The sequence below is a fragment of the Blastococcus sp. SYSU DS0619 genome, from assembly GCF_054051035.1.
The window spans coordinates 39185-54965 of the sequence record NZ_JBJHAM010000018.1; the positions used below are offsets into that span (position 1 = coordinate 39185).

The window sequence follows — 15781 nt, forward strand, 5'->3', positions numbered from 1 at the left end:
ACTCGGGGCGGGTCAGGGGCGTGCGTGACCGGTCGGGTCCGCACGTCGTTCCGCCCGGCAGTGATGCACGCACGCCCTGTTGCCGGAGGTCCGCCATGTCGTCGCAGTTCCATCCCCGCTCGCCGAGGCCGCACGGCCGCCGGGCGCTGATCGTCTCCGGCATGGCCGCAGCGCTCGTGGTCGTCCCGGGCCTCGCGCGGGCCGAGGAGCCGGCCGCGCCGGAGCCGCTGCAGCCGCTGACCGACCTGCTCGAGGGCCTGACCGGCGGCGGGGACGCGGGCCTGCTGCCGGGCGTGCCCGGCGGCGACGCCGGCCCCCTGCCGGGAGCGCCCGGCGGGGACACCGGCCTGCTGCCGGGGGTTCCCGGCGCCGGCGAGGGGGCGGTCGACCCCGGCACGGGTTCCGGGGTGCCCCTGCAGCTGCCCGCCGGGTTCGAGTCGGCGCTGCAGCAGCTCGCCGCGGCGCTGCACCTCCCGCAGGACTGCGTCGACGGCGTCACGCAGAGCCTGGAGCTCGTCGTCGGCGGCCTGGCCGAGCTCCCCGCCGAGCTCGAGGCGCTGGCCGGGGAGCTGCAGGAGGCGCTCGAGGGGCTGGCGGGTGGGGGTCTGGACGGGCTCCTTGGCCTGGGTGAGCAGCTGCAGGGCGCGCTCGACCCGGCGACCCTGCAGGAGTCGTCGATCGTCGAGGGGCTGACGCTGCTCGCGGAGACGCTCCCGGCCTGCGTGCCGGCGCTCCCGGCGGAGGAGGCCCCTCCGGCGAGCCCCGAGCCGCCGCACGTCCCGGCGGCGCCGGCCGCCCCGGCCCCGCCGGCGGCGGAACCGGTCGCCCACCCCGTCGTCTACCCCGGCTACGCGCCGACGGGCGTCGAGGACGACGGCGCCGACGCGCTCCCGGTCGGGCTCGGCGGCGCGCTGCTGCTCGCGGCCGGCACGGGCGCCGGCGTGGCCGCGTACCGGAGGCAGTGGCGTGCGGCCGATCCGCAGCGCTGACCTGCGGACCGCCGGCGCCTTCCTCGTCGTCCTGGCGGCCGGCCTGGCGGTGCTCTGGGTCGTGACCGCCCGCCCGGGCCCGGCCGGTGCCGGCGACGCCGTAGCCGCCCCGGCGGTCTCGGAGGTAGCGGCCGCCGGGCCGATCGTCCCGGCCGGCCTGGTGATCCCGGCGATCGGCGTGGACACCGTCGTGGAGTCGCGCGGCACGGTGACCTACGAGAACCCGTTCACCGGGCGGACCGTCGAGGGGTACGGCGTGCCCGAGTCGATGGGGACGACGTCGTGGTGGTCCGACGGGCCGGCCCCGGGGTCAGGGCAGATGGCGGTGGTCCTCGGCCACCAGCAGGACGGTGGGCCCGGGGTCTTCAACCGGCTGCACGAGCTGCGTCCCGGCGACGAGGTGCTGCTGCGCGACAGTGCCGGCGCGGTGCTCCGGCTGGCGGTCCTGGGCGATCCGCTGACCGGTCTGGACAAGTCGACCAGCGCGCTCGCCGACGCCCTCAACGGGCACCCGGAGGGGGCGGACCTCGCGCTGGTCACCTGCGGTGGCGAGTACGACGACGCCGCCGGGACCAGCACCGACAACACCGTCGTCTTCGCGACCGTGACCGCGGGCGGCTGACGGGGGGCGGTTCAGCCGTCGCCGGCGAGGCCGGCCACCTCGCCGACGACCCATACCGCCGGCGGGCGGACGCCCTCGGCCGCGATGGTGCGCGGCAGCTCGGCCAGCGTGGTGCGGACCGTGCGCTGGGCGGCCGTGGAGCCGTCGCTGACCACCGCGACCGGGGTCTCCGGTGCCCGGCCGTGCTCGACCAGCGCGGCGGCGATGGCCGGGGCGGTCTCCACGCCCATGAGCACGACCAGCGTGCCGCGCAACCGGCCCAGCGCCGCCCAGTCGACCAGGGACTGCGGATGCCCGGGCGGCAGATGGCCGGAGACGACGACGAACTCGTGGGTCAGCCCGCGGTGGGTGACCGGGATGCCGGCCAGCGCGGGGACGGCGACGGCGCTGGTGATGCCGGGGACCACCTCGACCGGGATGCCGGCGGCGGTGCACGCCTGCAGCTCCTCGAAGCCGCGGCCGAAGACGAACGGGTCCCCGCCCTTGAGCCGCACCACCCGCTTGCCGGCCCGCGCGTGCTCCACCAGCAGCGCGTTGATCCGCTCCTGTGCCATCGACCGGCCGCGGGGCAGCTTCGAGGCGTCGACGACCTCCACCTCGGGGGGCAGCGAGGCGAGCAGCGACTGGGGGCCCAGGTGGTCGGCGACGACGACGTCGGCGTGCGCCAGCGCCTGCCGGCCGCGCACCGTGATCAGCCCCGGGTCGCCGGGGCCACCGCCGACGAGGACCACGCTGCCGCCCACGGCGGGACGGGCCACCCGGTCGCCCACGCTGCCGTCGGTCAGCCCGGCGACGATCGCGTCCCGCACGCCGATGGCCCGCTGGGGGTCGCCGCCGCCGTGGACGCCGATGACCAGGTCACCCTGCCGCCCGACGGCCGGCGTCCAGACGCTGGACGCCGCGCGGTCGTCGGCCCGGGCGCAGAAGATGCGTGCCCGCTCGGCCTCCTCCGCCACGGCCGCGTTGACCGTGGGGTCGTCGGTCGCGGCGACGGCGTACCAGGCCCCGTCGAGGTCGCCGGGCCGGTAGGTCCGCCGGTGCCAGGTCGCGCCCCCGGCGGTGGCGAGCGACTCGAGCGCCGGCGTCACCTCCGGGCTGACGACGGTCACGCGGGCGCGCGCCTCCAGCAGGCCGGCGACGCGCCGGTGGGCCACCCGGCCGCCGCCCACCACCACGACCAGCCGGTCGCGCAGGCGCAGCCCGACCGGGTAGACCGTGCCCGATCCGGGGGGCACCGGGGTGGCGTTCAGCGGAACTCCTCGGTGACGACGGGGGCGGACTCCCGTGCGGAGCCGGGCCCGTGCGTCCCCGACAGGATCTCAGCGAGGGTCCGGGCGAACGCACGGGAGGTGCCGGGATCCCGCACCGCGACCCGCAGGTGGTCGGTGGTGAGGCCCGGGAAGGAGTCGCCCCGGCGCACGGCCCAGCCCGCGTCCCGCAGCGCGGCGCGCACCCGCGCACCGTCGGGCAGGTGGAGCAGGACGAACGAGGAGCGCGGCTCGCCGAGCGCCACCACGTCCGGCGGGAGGGCGGCGAGCAGGGCCGCCCGGTCCGCGGACAGCGCGACGGCCGCCTCGTGCGCCTCGGCGCGGGCGGCGGGGGTGCTGCACGCCACCAGCGCGGCGAGGGCGGGCGTGCTGACCGGCCACGGCGGCTGCTGGTCGGCCATGGCCGCGACGAGCTCCGGCGGGCCGAGGGCGTAGCCCACCCGCAACCCGGCCAGGCCCCACGTCTTGGTCAGGCTGCGCACCACGAGCAGCCCGGGCAGGTCGGACCGGCCGGCGAGCGACCCGGGCTCGCCGGGGACGGTGTCGGCGAACGCCTCGTCCACCAGGACCACCCGGCCCGGGCGGGCCAGGGCCGCCACCTGGGCGGCCGGGTGCAGCACCGAGGTGGGGTTGGTCGGGTTCCCCAGGACGACGAGGTCGGCGTCGTCGGGGACGGCGGCGGGGTCGAGCCGGTAGCCGTCGGCGGGGGAGAGCAGCAGCCGGGTGACCGGGTGCCCGGCGGTCCGGAGCGCGGCCTCCGGCTCGGTGAAGGACGGGTGGACGACGACGGCCCGCCGGGGGCGCAGCGCGCGGGCGAGCAGCACGAACGCCTCGGCGGCACCCGCGGTGAGCAGCACCTCGGCCGGGTCGCGCCCGTGGGCCGCGGCGACCGCGGCCCGCGCCGGACCGGCGTCGGGGTAGCCGGCGCTGCGGTCCACCGCGTCGTGGAGAACCGCCCGGAGCCACGGCGGCGGCGTACCGGCCCGCACGTTGACGGCGAGGTCGATCAGGCCGGGGGCCAGCTCGGCGTCCCCGTGGTGCCGCAGATCCGTCACGTCTCCTCTTCGCGGTCGTCGCTCGTCCGGCCATTCGACCACGGGCGTGTAACAGGCGTGTGGCGTGACTTGACGAACCGGAAAGCCGGGGCCACTCTTTCCGACATGGAAAGCGACGAGGTCGACGCCCGCAGCCAGCTGGACGCCCTGCGGGCCGACCGGGCGGCGCTGGCCGGACGCGTGGTCCAGCCGTGGTGGTACGACGTGCTCCTCGGAGTCCTCGTCTTCGCCTTCCTGGGCAGCTACGCGACCCACAACTGGTGGCTGATCGGCGGCGCCGGGCTGGTGTTCCTGGCCGGCTGCTGGGGGCTGGTGACCGTCTACCGGCGGCTCACCGGCATGTGGGTCAACGGCCTGCGGCCCGGTCCGACCCAGCGGGCGACGACGGTGTGGTTCTGGTGCTGCGTCAGCTGGGTCGTCGCCGCGTTGCTCGACGCCTTCCTCGACCTGCCGTGGCTGGTGCTCGGGGTGTCGGCGGCCTGCGGCGTCGGCGTCGCGCTGGTCAGCCGCTGGTGGACGCGGATCTACGTCGCCGAGCTCCGCGGCGAGCTGTGACCGCCGTCGCGCCGCGGTTCGACCCGGTGATCCATGCGCCGCCCCGCCTCCAGGTGTGCGGGCTGCTCGCCGTCGTCGACGCGATGGACTTCGCGACGGTGCGCGACCAGGTCGGCGTGAGCGACTCGGTGCTCTCCAAGCACGTGCGCCAGCTGGAGGAGGCCGGTTACGTGCAGGTGCGCAAGGCCACCCGCGCCTCCCGCGTGCGCACCAGCCTCGCGCTCACCGCCGAGGGCCGGCGGGCCTTCGACGCGCACGTCGCCGAGCTGCGCCGGATCACCGGGGGCTGACCCCCCGCGCGGCGTGCCCGGCGCACCGGCAGAGTGTGCGCCGGCGGACGGAACGGGGGACGGGTGCGGGGCGGACGGGGCGCGAGGGTGCTGGACGCGGCCCTCGTCGTCGCCGGTGCGGTGGGGCTGGGCCTGCTGCTGGAGCTCGCCCGGCTGCCGTCGCCGGCCCTGTTCGGCGGGCTGGTCGCCGGCCTGGTCCGCGCGCTGGCCGTGCGGTCCCCGGCGCGCGTGCCCGAGCGCGCCACCACGGCGGGGCAGGCGGTCATCGGGGTCGCCCTGGGCGCGCTGGTCGACCTCGGCACGCTGCGGGCGCTGGCCGCCGACTGGCTGCCCGTCCTGCTGGTCACCGTCGCGACGCTGCTGCTCAGCCTGCTGGCCGGGGTGGCGCTGCGGCTGCAGCGCGGCATCAGCCCGGTCACCGGTGCGTTCGCGATGATCGCCGGCGGCGCCTCCGGGATCGTGGTGATGGCCCGGGACCTCGGCGCCGACGAGCGCATGGTGGCGGTCATGCAGTACCTGCGGGTGCTGCTCATCGTGCTGCTGATGCCCGTCGTCGCCGCCACCGCCTACGGCGCCACCGCCGGCCCGGGGCTGGTGCCCGGGGAGAGCGGTGCGGGCTGGCCCGCCGGCCTGCTGTTCACGGTCGCCTGCGCGGTCGCCGGGCTGGCCGGAGGGCGGCTGCTGCGGGTGCCCGTCGCCGCGCTGCTGGGTCCGCTGGTCGCCGCCGCGGTCGCCGACCTCACCGGGCTCTCCCGCGGGGCGGAGGTGCCCGCCGTCGTGGAGAGCGCGGCGTTCCTGGTGATCGGGCTGCAGGTGGGGGTGAGCTTCACCCGCGACAGCCTCCGGGGGATCGGCCGGGCCCTGCCGCTCGCGCTGGCGATCATCCTGGTCCTGGTGGTCGCCTGCGCCGGCCTCGGGAGCCTGCTCGCCGCGCTCACCGGGGCGACGGCGCTGGACGGGTACCTCGCCACCACGCCGGGCGGCCTGTACGCGGTGCTGGCCACCGCGCGCGGCTCGGGCGCCGACACGACGTTCGTGCTGGCGGTCCAGGTGCTGCGGCTGTTCGTCATGCTCTTCAGCGCCCCGCTGGTGGCGCGCTGGCTCCGGCGGTCGCACCCCGCGTGAGGCGGCCCGGGAGCTGACCCGTGGGCCGGCCGAGCCTGACGGACGGCCGTGGCGCGCCTACTCTCGTGGACCGGCGCACGAGGGGGAGGAGACCCAGCTGTCCGAGCAGAAGCCAGCCGCAGCGGAGGCCGGCACCGACGACTCGGTGCTGCTGTACGTCGGCGGTCCCCTCGACGGGCGGGTCGAGATCCGCGAGGCCCGGCACGGCGATCCGCTGCCGACGGTGACCCACGTGCACCTGCACGGCGGGCCGAAGGTCGTGCACCGGTACGACCTGGAGCCGCTCAGCGACGGCGTCGGCGTCTACAACCTGCGCCCGCAGGCCCGCCGGCCGGCCCGGGACGAGTCGGCCGCGGACTGACCGCGGCGCTCACCAGCCCTGCACGCGGCGCGCCTCGCCGACCACGCGGTCGAACCGGGTGCGGTCCAGCGCGGCGCCCTCCCGGCGGACCGTCGCCGGGTCCAGCACCAGCAGCCGGTCCAGGCGCACCTCGCTGGGGCGCCCGCGCGGATCCCAGGCGCCCGTCCCCACGTCGGTCCACCGCCGGCCGTGGCGGGCCTCGTCGGCGGCGTCCCGGTCGTGGTCCCGGCTGCTGAGCATCAGGCCCAGCAGCTGGTCGCCGCGCCGGCCGATCACCAGCACCGGGCGGTCCTTGCCCCGGCCGTCGTCCTCCTCGTACGGCACCCAGGCCCACACCACCTCGCCGGGGTCGGGGCGGTCGTCGGCGTGCGGCCGGTAGCTGACGTCGGGGGCGGGCGGGGCGGACGACGTCCGGCGCACGACGGCACCGGCGCGGGGAGCCCGCCGCAGCGCCCCGAGCACCCGGCCGACCGCACGCACCGCCGTCCGGACCGGTCGCCGCGCAGCTGCCATGGACTGCACCGTACGGAGCGCCTCCGGACGCGTCAGGGCACGGGAACGTCACGTGGTGCCACACGTGACTCATCGGCACCAATCGGTCACGTTCGGGGTTGGCTCCGCCGGCACGGGGGCACCATGGGCGAACGGGGCGCGTGGTCGCGGGCCCTGGAGAAGGGGGTCTCCATGACTTCGGCCGAGCCGGCCCGGCCCGCGGTCCCGCGGGGACGCGAGGTGCAGGCGAGCGTCCTCGCCGCCTTCCAGCTGGTGGAGGACGCGCGGTACCTCGGCTCCGGCCGCAGCCGCCGCCGGCTGCGCGTCCGCGCGCTCGCCGAGCGCGCGGTGGCCGATCGCAAGCTCGCCCGCGACCTGCGCGCCGGCTGAGGACCGCTCCCTGCAGAGGGCTCTGTCAGGTCAGGCAGAACTCGTTGCCCTCGGGATCGGCGAGCGTCACCCAGTCGAACGGCCCCTGGGACGCGCGCCAGAGCTCGGTGGCACCCAGGCCCAGCAGCCGCGCGAGCTCCGCCTCCCGCCGCTCGGGGCCGACCCGCAGGTCCAGGTGCAGCCGGTTCTTCCCCGCCTTCGGCTCCGGCACCAGCTGGAAGAGCAGCCGGGGCCGGCCGGGATCTGGGGACCCGACGGCCGCCCCCACCCGCCAGACCAGGGCGCCGCGGTGCCGGGTGGTGTCCTCCTCCGCCGCGGCCCCGGAGTCGACCATCCGGCGGATGAAGGCCTCGTCCTGCGGTTCCACCTGCCAGCCGAGCACCTCGGCCCACCAGTCGGCGAGCTCGTGCGGCGCGGAGCAGTCGATCGTGATCTGGACGTCGAACGCCATGGCCGGAGGCTAGGCCCGGGTACCGACACCGGGGACGTCCTTACAGCTCCTCGGCCAGGCCGGCGCGGATCGTGGCGTCGTCCGGGAGGTCGTCCTCGAGCGCGCAGTGGTCCCGGATCACCCGGCCGAACGGCGTCAGCGTCGTGGGGGCCACCTGCCGCGCCGGGTCCCACAGGCCCGAGCGCATGACCGACTTCGGGCACTGGAAGTAGGCCCGCCGCACCTCCAGGACGAGCACCGACAGCGGGGCGCGGCCGAACTCGGTGAGGTCCACGGGCAGCTCGTCCGGGGCGACCAGCGACGCCGTGCCGTACACCCGCAGGGTCTGCTCGACGCCGGGGACCAGGAACATCAGCGCGGCGCGCGGGTTGACGGCCACGTTCCGCAGGCTGTCGACCCGGTTGTTGCCCGGCCGGTCCGGCAGCAGCAGCCGGTGCTCGTCGAGGACGTGGACGAAGCCCGGGTCGCCGCCGCGCGGGGAGACGTCCGGCCAGCCGTCGGCGTCCGCGGTGGACAGCGTCGCGAAGGGGGAGTGCGCGATGAACTCCCGGCAGTGGTCGTCCAGGCGGTCGATGACCTTGTCCAGCACCAGGCCGCCCGGCGTCCGGTAGCCGGCGAGCACCGGGTCGGCGGTGGGCAGCGGAGGCAGTGGGGAGGCGGGCACGCGACGACCGTAGACGGTCGCCGGGCTAGCGTGGCGCCTCGTGCCGCAGGTGTGGAGTTCTCCCGTCCGATACGTCGAGTGCGATCAGCAGGGCGTGGTCTTCAACGGCCACTTCCTCACGTGGGCCGACGAGGCGTCCAACGGTTGGTGGGCCGCGCACGGGCTCACCTGGGACGACCTGGTCGCCCGCGGCATCGACCCGGTGGTCAAGGCCAGCTCGCTGGAGTGGACGTCGTCGGCCCGCTGGGGCGACACCGTCGCCGTGGACGCCGAGACCGAGAGAGTGGGCCGTACCAGCGTGACGGTGCGCTTCACCGTGCGCGTGGGCGACCGGGTCTGCTGCGTCATCCGCACCACCTACGTCTCCGCCGCCGACGGCCGCGCCACCCCCTGGCCGGACGACGTGCGGGCGCGGCTCACCGAGGGCTGACGCCCGCTCCCGGCGGCAGGAGCGGCAGCCCGGGCGGCGGGCCGGACTCGATCAGCCGCCACAGCGCGTCGGTGTCGGCGTGCTCGGCGACGAGGTCGCCGAGGCGGTCCAGCCGGGCCTCCCGCACGGCGGCGAAGTCGGTGGCCGGGGCGGGCACGAACCGGCGGCCGGTGATCCGGGCGACCTCGGCGAGGAAGGCCCGGCGGAAGCCGTCGTTCTCCAGCGCGCCGTGCCAGGTGGTGCCGAACACCGATCCCGCTCGCGCTCCGTCGAGGAACGGCTCGGCGGAGAGGTCGACGGTGACGACGCCGTGGTGGATCTCGTAGCCGTGCACCGTCTCGCCCAGCGCCGTCCCCACCGGGCGGGCGAGGGTCTTCGCCGGGGCGAACCGGACGTCGGCCGGGAGCAGCCCCAGCCCGGCCACCGTCCCGGCCCGTGACTCCACCTCGTCGGTGATCGTCCGGGCCAGCATCTGGTGTCCCCCGCAGATGCCCAGCACCGGCGTCCCCTCCGCGGCGCGGCGGCGCACCGCGTCGGCCAGGCCGGTGCTGTGCAGCCACGCCAGGTCGGTCACCGTGGCGCGGGTGCCGGGCAGCACGACGAGGTCGGCGTCGGCGAGCTCCTCCGGTCTCGTGGCGTACCGCACCAGGACCCCCGGCTCGGCGGCCAGCGCGTCGAGGTCGGTGAAGTTCGACAGCCGGGGCAGCCGCGCCACCGAGACGCGCAGCACGTCGTCCCCGACCGGGGCGGCCCCCGACGACGCCGAGGGCACGTTCAGCGAGTCCTCCACGTCCAGCTCCAGGCCGCCCAGCCACGGCAGGACCCCGAGCGTCGGCCGTCCGGTGAGCGCCGCCAGCTGGTCCAGCCCGGGACGCAGCAGCCGCACGTCGCCGCGGAACTTGTTGACCAGGAAACCGGCGACCAGCCGCTGGTCCTCCGGCGGCATGAGCGCCACCGTGCCGTGGAAGGCGGCGAACACCCCGCCCCGGTCGATGTCGCCGACGACCACCACGGGCAGCCCGGCGGCGGTGGCCAGCCCCATGTTGGCGATGTCGTCGGCCCGGAGGTTGATCTCGGTGGGGGAGCCGGCGCCCTCGCAGACGACGACGTCGAAGCGCGACCGCAGGTCCGCCAGCGACTCGAGCACCTGCTCCAGCAGGGCCGCCTTCATCGGCCGGTACGAGAGCGCGGTGACGTCGGCGACCGGCCGGCCGAGGACGACGACCTGGCTGGAGTTCTCCCCGCCGGGCTTGAGCAGCACCGGGTTCATGGCGGCCTCCGGCTCGACCCGCGCCGCGGCCGCCTGCATCACCTGCGCCCGGCCGATCTCGGCGCCGTCCGGGGTGACCATGGAGTTGTTGCTCATGTTCTGCGCCTTGAACGGCGCCACCGACACGCCCTGGCGCGCCAGCCACCGGCAGATCCCGGCCGTCACCACCGACTTGCCGGCGTCCGAGGTGGTGCCGGCGACGAGCAGCGCCCCGCTCACGCGGTCTCGCGGGGGACGTCCCAGCCGGCCTTCTCCTGACCCGAGAGCTCGGCGATCGCCACCATGATCCGGTCGGTCACCTCGCGGCGGGCCCGGTTGCGGTGCGCCTCGCCGCGGTGCTCGGGGAAGCTCAGCGGCTCGCCGAAGGTGACGGTGACGCGGTGCGGCCGCGGCCAGCGGGCGCCCACCGGCTGCACCCGGTCGGTGCCGTGGACCGCCACCGGGACGACGGGGCAGTCGGCGGTCAGCGCCAGCCAGGCGACGCCCGTCTTCCCGCGCGCCAGCCGGCCGTCCTTGGACCGGGTGCCCTCCGGGTAGAGGCCGAAGGCGGTGCCGCCCCGCAGGATCCCCAGCGCGGTGTCGAGCGCGGTCTGCGCGGCCCGGTGCGTGTCCCGCTCGACCGGGTACGCGCCCAGCGCGGTGAACAGCGTCCGGGTGAGCCACCCGCCGACCCCCCGCCCGGTGAAGTACTCCGCCTTCGCCAGGTAGGCGACCCGGCGTGGGGAGGAGAGCGGGATCACGATGCTGTCGATGAACGACAGGTGGTTGCTGGCGAGGATCACCGGACGGTCCAGCGGGACGTTCTCGCGCCCGGTGATGCGCGGCCGGCACAGGAGGTGGAACAGCGGGCGCAGCACGAACGTGGCCAGGACGTAGAACATCGCAGGCTCCCCTCCTCGGCGGCCCGGGGCCGCGGCCGCGGACTCCACGTGCCGCACCGGATCCTGCCCGAAGCCGCCCGGCGGCAGGGCGGCGGCTCCGGTGGCGGGCCGGGCGGTCGGCTACGCGGGTGGGCAGGCGTCCCGGAGGATGACGCGGACGTCGTCGGGCAGCCCGCCGCGCCCCGCCGCCGAGTCGGTGAGCACCTGGGCCACCTCGCGCACCTTGCGGTGGGTGTGGCTGGAGATGTGGGCGAGCAGGTCGAACGCGACCTGTTCCGCGCACCCGGTGAGCACCATGAGGATGCCCTTGGCCTGCTCGATGACCGCCCGGCTCGCCATGGCCGTGCGCAGCTGCTCGACCTCGGCGTGCAGCTCGGCCGCCCCCTCGGGTGCCGGCGGACGGCAGTCGGTGATGTCGACGCAGATGCCCTCCACCGCGCGCACGTCCCCGTCGTCGTCACGGACCGGCTCGCCGACCAGCACCACCGATCGCCGGGCCCGCGTCGGGTGGACGATCCGGGTCTCGAGCACGAACGGGTGCCCGCTCCCGCAGGCGGTGAGGGCGGCGAGGACCCGGCTCCCGTCGTCGGGGTGCTGGGCGCGGAGCAGCGCCTCGGTGCCCGGGGTGGTGACGCCGGCGTCGAGCCCGAGCACCTCGTGCATCTCCGGGGACCACCACCAGCTCCCGGTGCGCCGGTCGTACCGGTAGCGGCCGGCCGCCGCCGGCGGGGGATGCACGTGCCGGGTGATGGTGCGGGACGATCCCGGGCCCCGGTCGTGGCTCGTGCGGGAGGCCGCCGTGCGGGCCCGGGGCAGCGCGGGTGACGCCATCGGTCGACCTCCTCGGTGGAGGGCAGTGCCGGCGGCCCGGCAGGCCCCGGGCGCCGGCTGCTGGACACCGCGGTGCTCCGGCCCCCGAGGGGCCGACCCCATCCGATGCCAGGACGGTACGTCGCGGCCGGTGCGGTCGCACCGCTTCGCGGGGGAGCGGGGACGGGGGTGGAGGGCGGCACCGGGCGGGCCGGGGTGTCGCGACGCGGCGTGGCCGGCTTCCGACGCTCAGACGACGGTGGGCGGCTGTGCGGGGACGGGGGAGCCGGCCCGGGCCCGCAGCCGCGGGTCCAGCTCCGCCAGCAGGCCCACGGCGGCCCGCAGCTGCTCCGGGGGCAGGGTGAACGGCAGGCGCAGGTGGTCGTCGAAGGCGTGCCCGGTCCCGAAGGCCCGTCCCTCGGCCAGCAGCAGCCCGACCTCGGCGGCCGCGGCGGTCACCGCCGCCGAGCCGACTCCGGCGGGCAGGCGGCACCAGGCGGAGAGCCCGCCGGCGGGCTCGGCGACCGACCAGTCGGGGAGCCGGCGCGCGAGCTCGGCCAGGAGGACGTCACGGCGCTCCCGCAGCTGCTCCCGCCGGGCGGCGAGCACCTCGTCGAGCTGCCCGACCAGGACGGTGGCGGCCAGCTGGTCGAGCACCCCCACCGAGAGCTGCCGCCGGGCCAGCGCGGCACCGAGCCGGCCGGCCAGGCCGGCCTCGGTCCGCAGCCAGCCGATCCGCAGCCCGCCCCACACCGCCTTGGACAGCCCGCCGACGGTCACCGTGGCGCCGTCGGGCACGCCGGCCGCGAACGGCGGCGGCGCCGCACCGCCCAGGTGCAGGCCGGTGGCCACCTCGTCGACGACGGTGACGATCCCGTGCTGCCAGAGCGTCGCGGCCAGCCGCCGCCGTCCGGCCGGCGACAGCACGGTCCCGGTGGGGTTGGAGCAGTCGGGCATCAGGTAGGCCAGCCGGGGGCTGCTCTGCCGGGCCACGAGCTGGGCGCTGCCGACGAGGGCGTCGGGGTCGGCCGGGTCGACCGTCGCCGGGGCGCACCGGCCGCCGGCCGCGGTGACCAGCTGGACGGCGCCGGGATAGGTCGGGTGCTCCACGAGCACCCGGTCCCCGGGCTCCAGCAGCGTCTCCAGGACGAGGGCGGCGGCGTCCCCGACGCCGGCGGTGATCACGACCTGGTCGGCGTCGGTGGGTAGCCCGCGCGCCCCGAACCAGCCGGCGACCGCCGCGCGCAGCTGCGGGAGCCCGCTCGGGGCGTAGCCGTGGGTGGACAGCTGCGCGGGCAACGCGGCCAGCCCCTGCTCGTACGCGGGCAGCAGCTGGGGTGCCGCCTCGGGAGCCGCGTGCGCGAGGTCGAGCAGCCCGGTCGCGGTGCCCGGCGGCGTCCACCCGGTCGTCGCCCGGGGGAGGGCGGTCACGGTGCCCGAGCCGTGCCGGGTGTGGGCGAAGCCGTCCTCGCGCAGCACCCGGTACGCGGCGGCCACCGTCACCCGGCTGACGTCGAGCTCCGCGGCGAGCTCGCGCTCGGCGGGGAGGCGGACGCCCGCGGCCAGCGCCCCGGCGGTGAGCAGGTCCCGCACCCGCCGGGCCAGGCCCGCGTAGCGCGGCGTCGGCAGCTCCCCGCCCGAGCGGACGAGGGTGGCGAGCTCGCGTGCGCCGGTGGACCGGTCGGAGCCGAGTGGCATGCGACCACCATGCCGGATTGGACTGCGATCTGCCAGCATGAATGATGCCACTCTGAGCTCATGGACACAGGTGGAGTGATCGCGATGGTGTCGGTGCTGCTCGGGCTGGGCTACCTCTCGGCAGCGACGCTGCTGGTCACGCTGCGGGGCGGCCGCGGGCCGGCCGATCCGCCGGCCAGCCACCTGCGGGTCGATCAGGCCGGCTTCCCGGTGGTCCCGCGGCCCCGGGGGGTGCTCCACCGGCGCCGACCGCGCCGGGCGAGGACCGCCGCGATCGTGGCCGCCGTCCACACCGCGCGGGACAGCGCGACGGCGCGGGGGATGTCACCGGTCGCCGGTGGCCGGCCGTCGCCCAGCGCCGGCCGGTCCTCCACCCGGCTGCCGTAGACGTTGCGGCCCCCCAGGCGGAGCCCGAGCGCCCCGGCGAGCGAGGCCTCGCAGCGCCCGGAGTTCGGGCTGGGGTGGGCGGCGCCGTCCCGGTGCCACACCCGCCACGCCCCGGCGGCGGAGCCGCCCACCAGCGGCGCGCACGCCACGGTCAGGGCGGCGGTCAGCCGGGCCGGCGCCCAGTTGGCGACGTCGTCGGCGCGGGCCGACGCCCAGCCGAAGCGCCGGTACCGGGCGGAGCGGTGGCCCACCATCGCGTCCAGCGTGTTCACGGCCCGGTAGCCGAGCAGCCCGGGCAGGCCGGCCACGGCTCCCCAGAACAGCGGGGCGACGGCGGCGTCGGAGGTGTTCTCCGCGACCGACTCGACGGTGGCCCGCGCCAGCTCGGCCTCCCCGAGGCCGGCCGGATCGCGCCCGGCGAGGCCCGGCAGCGCGGCCCGGGCGGCCGCGAGGTCGCCGGCGGCCAGGGTGTCGTGCATCCGCCCGGCCGCCCGGCCGAGCGACGTGCCGCCCAGCACCGCCCACGTCGCGGCCGCGGTGCCCACCGTGCGCAGCACCGGACGCCGCCGGGTGGCGCGGTCGGCCGCCGCCCCGAGGGCGGTCGTGCCCGCGACCAGCACCGCCCAGTGCGCCGTCCCCGCGGCCCGCGAGTCCCGCCAGGTCCGGCGCTCCAGCGCGGCGGCGACGGCGCCGAACCCGGCGACCGGGTGGCCGCGGCGGGGGTCGGCCAGGGCGAGGTCGGCGAGCGCGCCCAGGGCCAGGCCGAGCGCGGTCACGGGGTCGGGGGTCGGGTGCGGCACGGCGTCATGGTGGCAAGGGACCCGTGGCCGGCCACGCATCGGGACGCGGCGTCCCTAGGATCGGTGGTCATGCGCCTGTTCGGCCGTTACGACGGCGTCGCCCGGCCGATCGTCACCTACGGCAGCAACCCGGTCCTGCACCGGCGTTGCGCCGAGGTGACCACCTTCGACGACGCGCTGCGCCGGCTGGTGCTGGACATGTTCGCCAGCATGGAGGCCGCCGACGGCGTGGGGCTGGCGGCCAACCAGATCGGTGTGGACGCCCGGGTCTTCGTCATCGACTGCCCGGACGCCGGCGGGGAGGACGTCGTCGGTTACGTCGTCAACCCGTCGCTGACCCTGCTCCCGCCGGTCGGGGAGGACCCCGCGGAGGAGGTCACCGAGGAGGGCTGCCTGTCGGTGCCCGGGCCGTACGCCGAGCTGCCGCGCGCCTTCCGCGCCCGGGTGGACGGCGTCGACCTGCACGGCGACCCGGTGACCATCGAGGCGACCGGGATGGCCGCCCGCTGCCTGCAGCACGAGGTCGACCACCTGGACGGGACGGTGTACGTCGACCTGCTGCCCGAGGAGCACCGCGAGCGGCTGCTCGCCGAGGCCGCGGGGCCCGGCGGCGAGCTGCCCGCCTGAGTCGCGGCCCGGAAATCGGGTGGGCCCGGCGGCACGGATCACCGATGATCGTCGCCGGCCGTACGCACCCCCAGGAAGGCACTCCCGGTGAGACCCCTGTCCGAGACCCAGGTCCGGCGCTCGTTCGTCAACTGCTCCCGGGGCGAGGCCTCGACCCTGACGCTGCCCAAGGGGTTCGACTCCCTGGAGTGGGCCGAGCAGGAGGTGCTCGGCTGGCGCGATCCGAAGGCACCCCTGCGCGGCTACCTGGTGGCCGACGTCGACGGGCAGCCGGTCGGGATCGCGGTGCGGGCCGCCGACACCAGCATGTCCAGCCGGACGGCGGCGATGTGCCTGCTCTGCCAGACCGCGCAGCCCGGCGACGGCGTCTCGCTGTTCACGGCCCGGCGCACCGGTGCGGCCGGCCGGAACGGCAACACCGTGGGCACCTACATCTGCGCCGACCTGCAGTGCTCCCAGCGGGTCCGCGCCGAGATGCCGCCGTGGCTGCAGGAGCGGGACCCCGCGGAGGTGGTCGCCGAGCGCGCGCTGGAGCTGCGCGACCGCGTCCGGGGCTTCCTCGACTCGGTCCGGCGCTAGCCGGGCCGGCGGACGGGCCGGTGCCCGTCGCGGGTGC

20 protein-coding genes are annotated in these 15781 nt (G+C 77.1%); 10 read left to right on the top strand and 10 right to left on the bottom strand.

The window, feature by feature from the left end:
* The first annotated feature begins 161 nt into the window (after positions 1-161).
* Together ACI79T_RS16895 and ACI79T_RS16900 are read left to right on the top strand one after the other, a co-directional pair.
* Positions 162-989 (top strand): hypothetical protein, encoded by an 828-nt coding sequence (locus tag ACI79T_RS16895; protein WP_456611245.1) that lies wholly within the window; start codon positions 162-164, stop codon positions 987-989.
* The gene (locus ACI79T_RS16900) at positions 967-1611 is read left to right on the top strand and encodes a class F sortase (protein ID WP_456611246.1); all 645 of its coding nucleotides are present in this window, start codon (positions 967-969) and stop codon (positions 1609-1611) included. Before ACI79T_RS16895 ends, ACI79T_RS16900 begins: the two co-directional genes overlap by 23 nt.
* 11 nt (positions 1612-1622) lie before the next feature.
* On the opposite strand, the gene cobA is transcribed toward ACI79T_RS16900, so the two are convergent.
* Positions 1623-2846 carry a uroporphyrinogen-III C-methyltransferase gene (gene cobA / locus ACI79T_RS16905; RefSeq protein ID WP_456611247.1) on the bottom strand — a complete coding sequence of 408 codons (1224 nt, stop codon included), beginning with the start codon at positions 2844-2846 and terminating at the stop codon, positions 1623-1625.
* An 11-nt stretch (positions 2847-2857) separates the two neighbouring features.
* A complete protein-coding gene (gene cobC / locus ACI79T_RS16910; RefSeq protein WP_456611248.1) occupies positions 2858-3934 on the bottom strand; it encodes an Rv2231c family pyridoxal phosphate-dependent protein CobC in 1077 nt (358 codons plus the stop codon).
* A gap of 105 nt (positions 3935-4039) precedes the next feature.
* Between cobC and ACI79T_RS16915 the strand changes: the two genes are divergently transcribed.
* The 4 genes from ACI79T_RS16915 to ACI79T_RS16930 all read left to right on the top strand — a co-directional run bounded on the left by ACI79T_RS16915 (position 4040) and on the right by ACI79T_RS16930 (position 6265).
* The gene (locus ACI79T_RS16915; RefSeq protein WP_456611249.1) at positions 4040-4489 is read left to right on the top strand and encodes a hypothetical protein; all 450 of its coding nucleotides are present in this window, start codon (positions 4040-4042) and stop codon (positions 4487-4489) included.
* Positions 4486-4779 (top strand): transcriptional regulator, encoded by a 294-nt coding sequence (locus ACI79T_RS16920; protein WP_456611250.1) that lies wholly within the window; start codon positions 4486-4488, stop codon positions 4777-4779. Before ACI79T_RS16915 ends, ACI79T_RS16920 begins: the two co-directional genes overlap by 4 nt.
* Before the next feature lie 87 nt (positions 4780-4866).
* A complete protein-coding gene (locus ACI79T_RS16925; RefSeq protein ID WP_456611251.1) occupies positions 4867-5904 on the top strand; it encodes an AbrB family transcriptional regulator in 1038 nt (345 codons plus the stop codon).
* 145 nt (positions 5905-6049) lie between these two features.
* Entirely contained in the window at positions 6050-6265 is a 216-nt protein-coding gene (locus ACI79T_RS16930; protein WP_456611252.1) for a hypothetical protein, read from the top strand.
* Between the two features lie 9 nt (positions 6266-6274).
* On the opposite strand, the gene ACI79T_RS16935 is transcribed toward ACI79T_RS16930, so the two are convergent.
* Entirely contained in the window at positions 6275-6778 is a 504-nt protein-coding gene (locus ACI79T_RS16935) for a type II toxin-antitoxin system PemK/MazF family toxin (protein WP_456611253.1), read from the bottom strand.
* Between the two features lie 171 nt (positions 6779-6949).
* On the opposite strand from ACI79T_RS16935, the gene ACI79T_RS16940 reads away from it, so the two are divergent.
* Entirely contained in the window at positions 6950-7147 is a 198-nt protein-coding gene (locus ACI79T_RS16940; RefSeq protein WP_456611254.1) for a hypothetical protein, read from the top strand.
* A 25-nt stretch (positions 7148-7172) separates the two neighbouring features.
* Here the strand turns inward: ACI79T_RS16940 and ACI79T_RS16945 are convergent, their stop codons facing one another.
* Positions 7173-7598, bottom strand: coding sequence for a VOC family protein (locus tag ACI79T_RS16945; protein ID WP_456611255.1), 426 nt, complete (start codon positions 7596-7598; stop codon positions 7173-7175).
* Positions 7599-7638: 40 nt separating this feature from the next.
* Positions 7639-8262: an MSMEG_1061 family FMN-dependent PPOX-type flavoprotein gene (locus tag ACI79T_RS16950; protein ID WP_456611256.1), complete on the bottom strand. Its 624-nt coding sequence runs from the start codon at positions 8260-8262 to the stop codon at positions 7639-7641.
* Positions 8263-8302: 40 nt separating this feature from the next.
* Between ACI79T_RS16950 and ACI79T_RS16955 the strand changes: the two genes are divergently transcribed.
* A complete protein-coding gene (locus ACI79T_RS16955) occupies positions 8303-8692 on the top strand; it encodes an acyl-CoA thioesterase (protein WP_456611257.1) in 390 nt (129 codons plus the stop codon).
* On the opposite strand, the gene ACI79T_RS16960 is transcribed toward ACI79T_RS16955, so the two are convergent.
* The 5 genes from ACI79T_RS16960 to ACI79T_RS16980 form a co-directional block, all read right to left on the bottom strand.
* The gene (locus tag ACI79T_RS16960) at positions 8679-10181 is read right to left on the bottom strand and encodes a cobyric acid synthase (protein ID WP_456611258.1); all 1503 of its coding nucleotides are present in this window, start codon (positions 10179-10181) and stop codon (positions 8679-8681) included. The two genes, ACI79T_RS16955 and ACI79T_RS16960, sit on opposite strands and share 14 nt — an antisense overlap.
* Entirely contained in the window at positions 10178-10843 is a 666-nt protein-coding gene (locus ACI79T_RS16965; protein ID WP_456611259.1) for a lysophospholipid acyltransferase family protein, read from the bottom strand. Before ACI79T_RS16965 ends, ACI79T_RS16960 begins: the two co-directional genes overlap by 4 nt.
* 120 nt (positions 10844-10963) lie before the next feature.
* Positions 10964-11674, bottom strand: a complete 711-nt coding sequence (locus ACI79T_RS16970) for an ANTAR domain-containing protein (RefSeq protein ID WP_456611260.1) — start codon at positions 11672-11674, stop codon at positions 10964-10966.
* A 228-nt stretch (positions 11675-11902) separates the two neighbouring features.
* Positions 11903-13351, bottom strand: a complete 1449-nt coding sequence (locus ACI79T_RS16975) for an aminotransferase-like domain-containing protein (protein ID WP_456611261.1) — start codon at positions 13349-13351, stop codon at positions 11903-11905.
* A gap of 194 nt (positions 13352-13545) precedes the next feature.
* Positions 13546-14538, bottom strand: coding sequence for a cobalamin biosynthesis protein (locus ACI79T_RS16980; RefSeq protein WP_456611262.1), 993 nt, complete (start codon positions 14536-14538; stop codon positions 13546-13548).
* Positions 14539-14607: 69 nt separating this feature from the next.
* Between ACI79T_RS16980 and def the strand changes: the two genes are divergently transcribed.
* Entirely contained in the window at positions 14608-15165 is a 558-nt protein-coding gene (def, locus tag ACI79T_RS16985; RefSeq protein WP_456611263.1) for a peptide deformylase, read from the top strand.
* An 87-nt stretch (positions 15166-15252) separates the two neighbouring features.
* The gene (locus ACI79T_RS16990; protein ID WP_456611264.1) at positions 15253-15744 is read left to right on the top strand and encodes an FBP domain-containing protein; all 492 of its coding nucleotides are present in this window, start codon (positions 15253-15255) and stop codon (positions 15742-15744) included.
* Positions 15745-15781 lie beyond the last annotated feature (37 nt).

Coding starts and splice junctions, on each gene's coding strand:
- ACI79T_RS16895 (WP_456611245.1), top strand. CDS start 162: ATGGCCGCAGCGCTCGTGGTCGTCCCGGGCCTCGCGCGGGCCGAGGAG.
- ACI79T_RS16915 (WP_456611249.1), top strand. CDS start 4,040: ATGGAAAGCGACGAGGTCGACGCCCGCAGCCAGCTGGACGCCCTGCGG.
- ACI79T_RS16935 (WP_456611253.1), bottom strand. CDS start 6,778: ATGGCAGCTGCGCGGCGACCGGTCCGGACGGCGGTGCGTGCGGTCGGC.
- ACI79T_RS16940 (WP_456611254.1), top strand. CDS start 6,950: ATGACTTCGGCCGAGCCGGCCCGGCCCGCGGTCCCGCGGGGACGCGAG.
- ACI79T_RS16945 (WP_456611255.1), bottom strand. CDS start 7,598: ATGGCGTTCGACGTCCAGATCACGATCGACTGCTCCGCGCCGCACGAG.
- ACI79T_RS16965 (WP_456611259.1), bottom strand. CDS start 10,843: ATGTTCTACGTCCTGGCCACGTTCGTGCTGCGCCCGCTGTTCCACCTC.
- ACI79T_RS16970 (WP_456611260.1), bottom strand. CDS start 11,674: ATGGCGTCACCCGCGCTGCCCCGGGCCCGCACGGCGGCCTCCCGCACG.
- ACI79T_RS16975 (WP_456611261.1), bottom strand. CDS start 13,351: ATGCCACTCGGCTCCGACCGGTCCACCGGCGCACGCGAGCTCGCCACC.
- def (WP_456611263.1), top strand. CDS start 14,608: ATGCGCCTGTTCGGCCGTTACGACGGCGTCGCCCGGCCGATCGTCACC.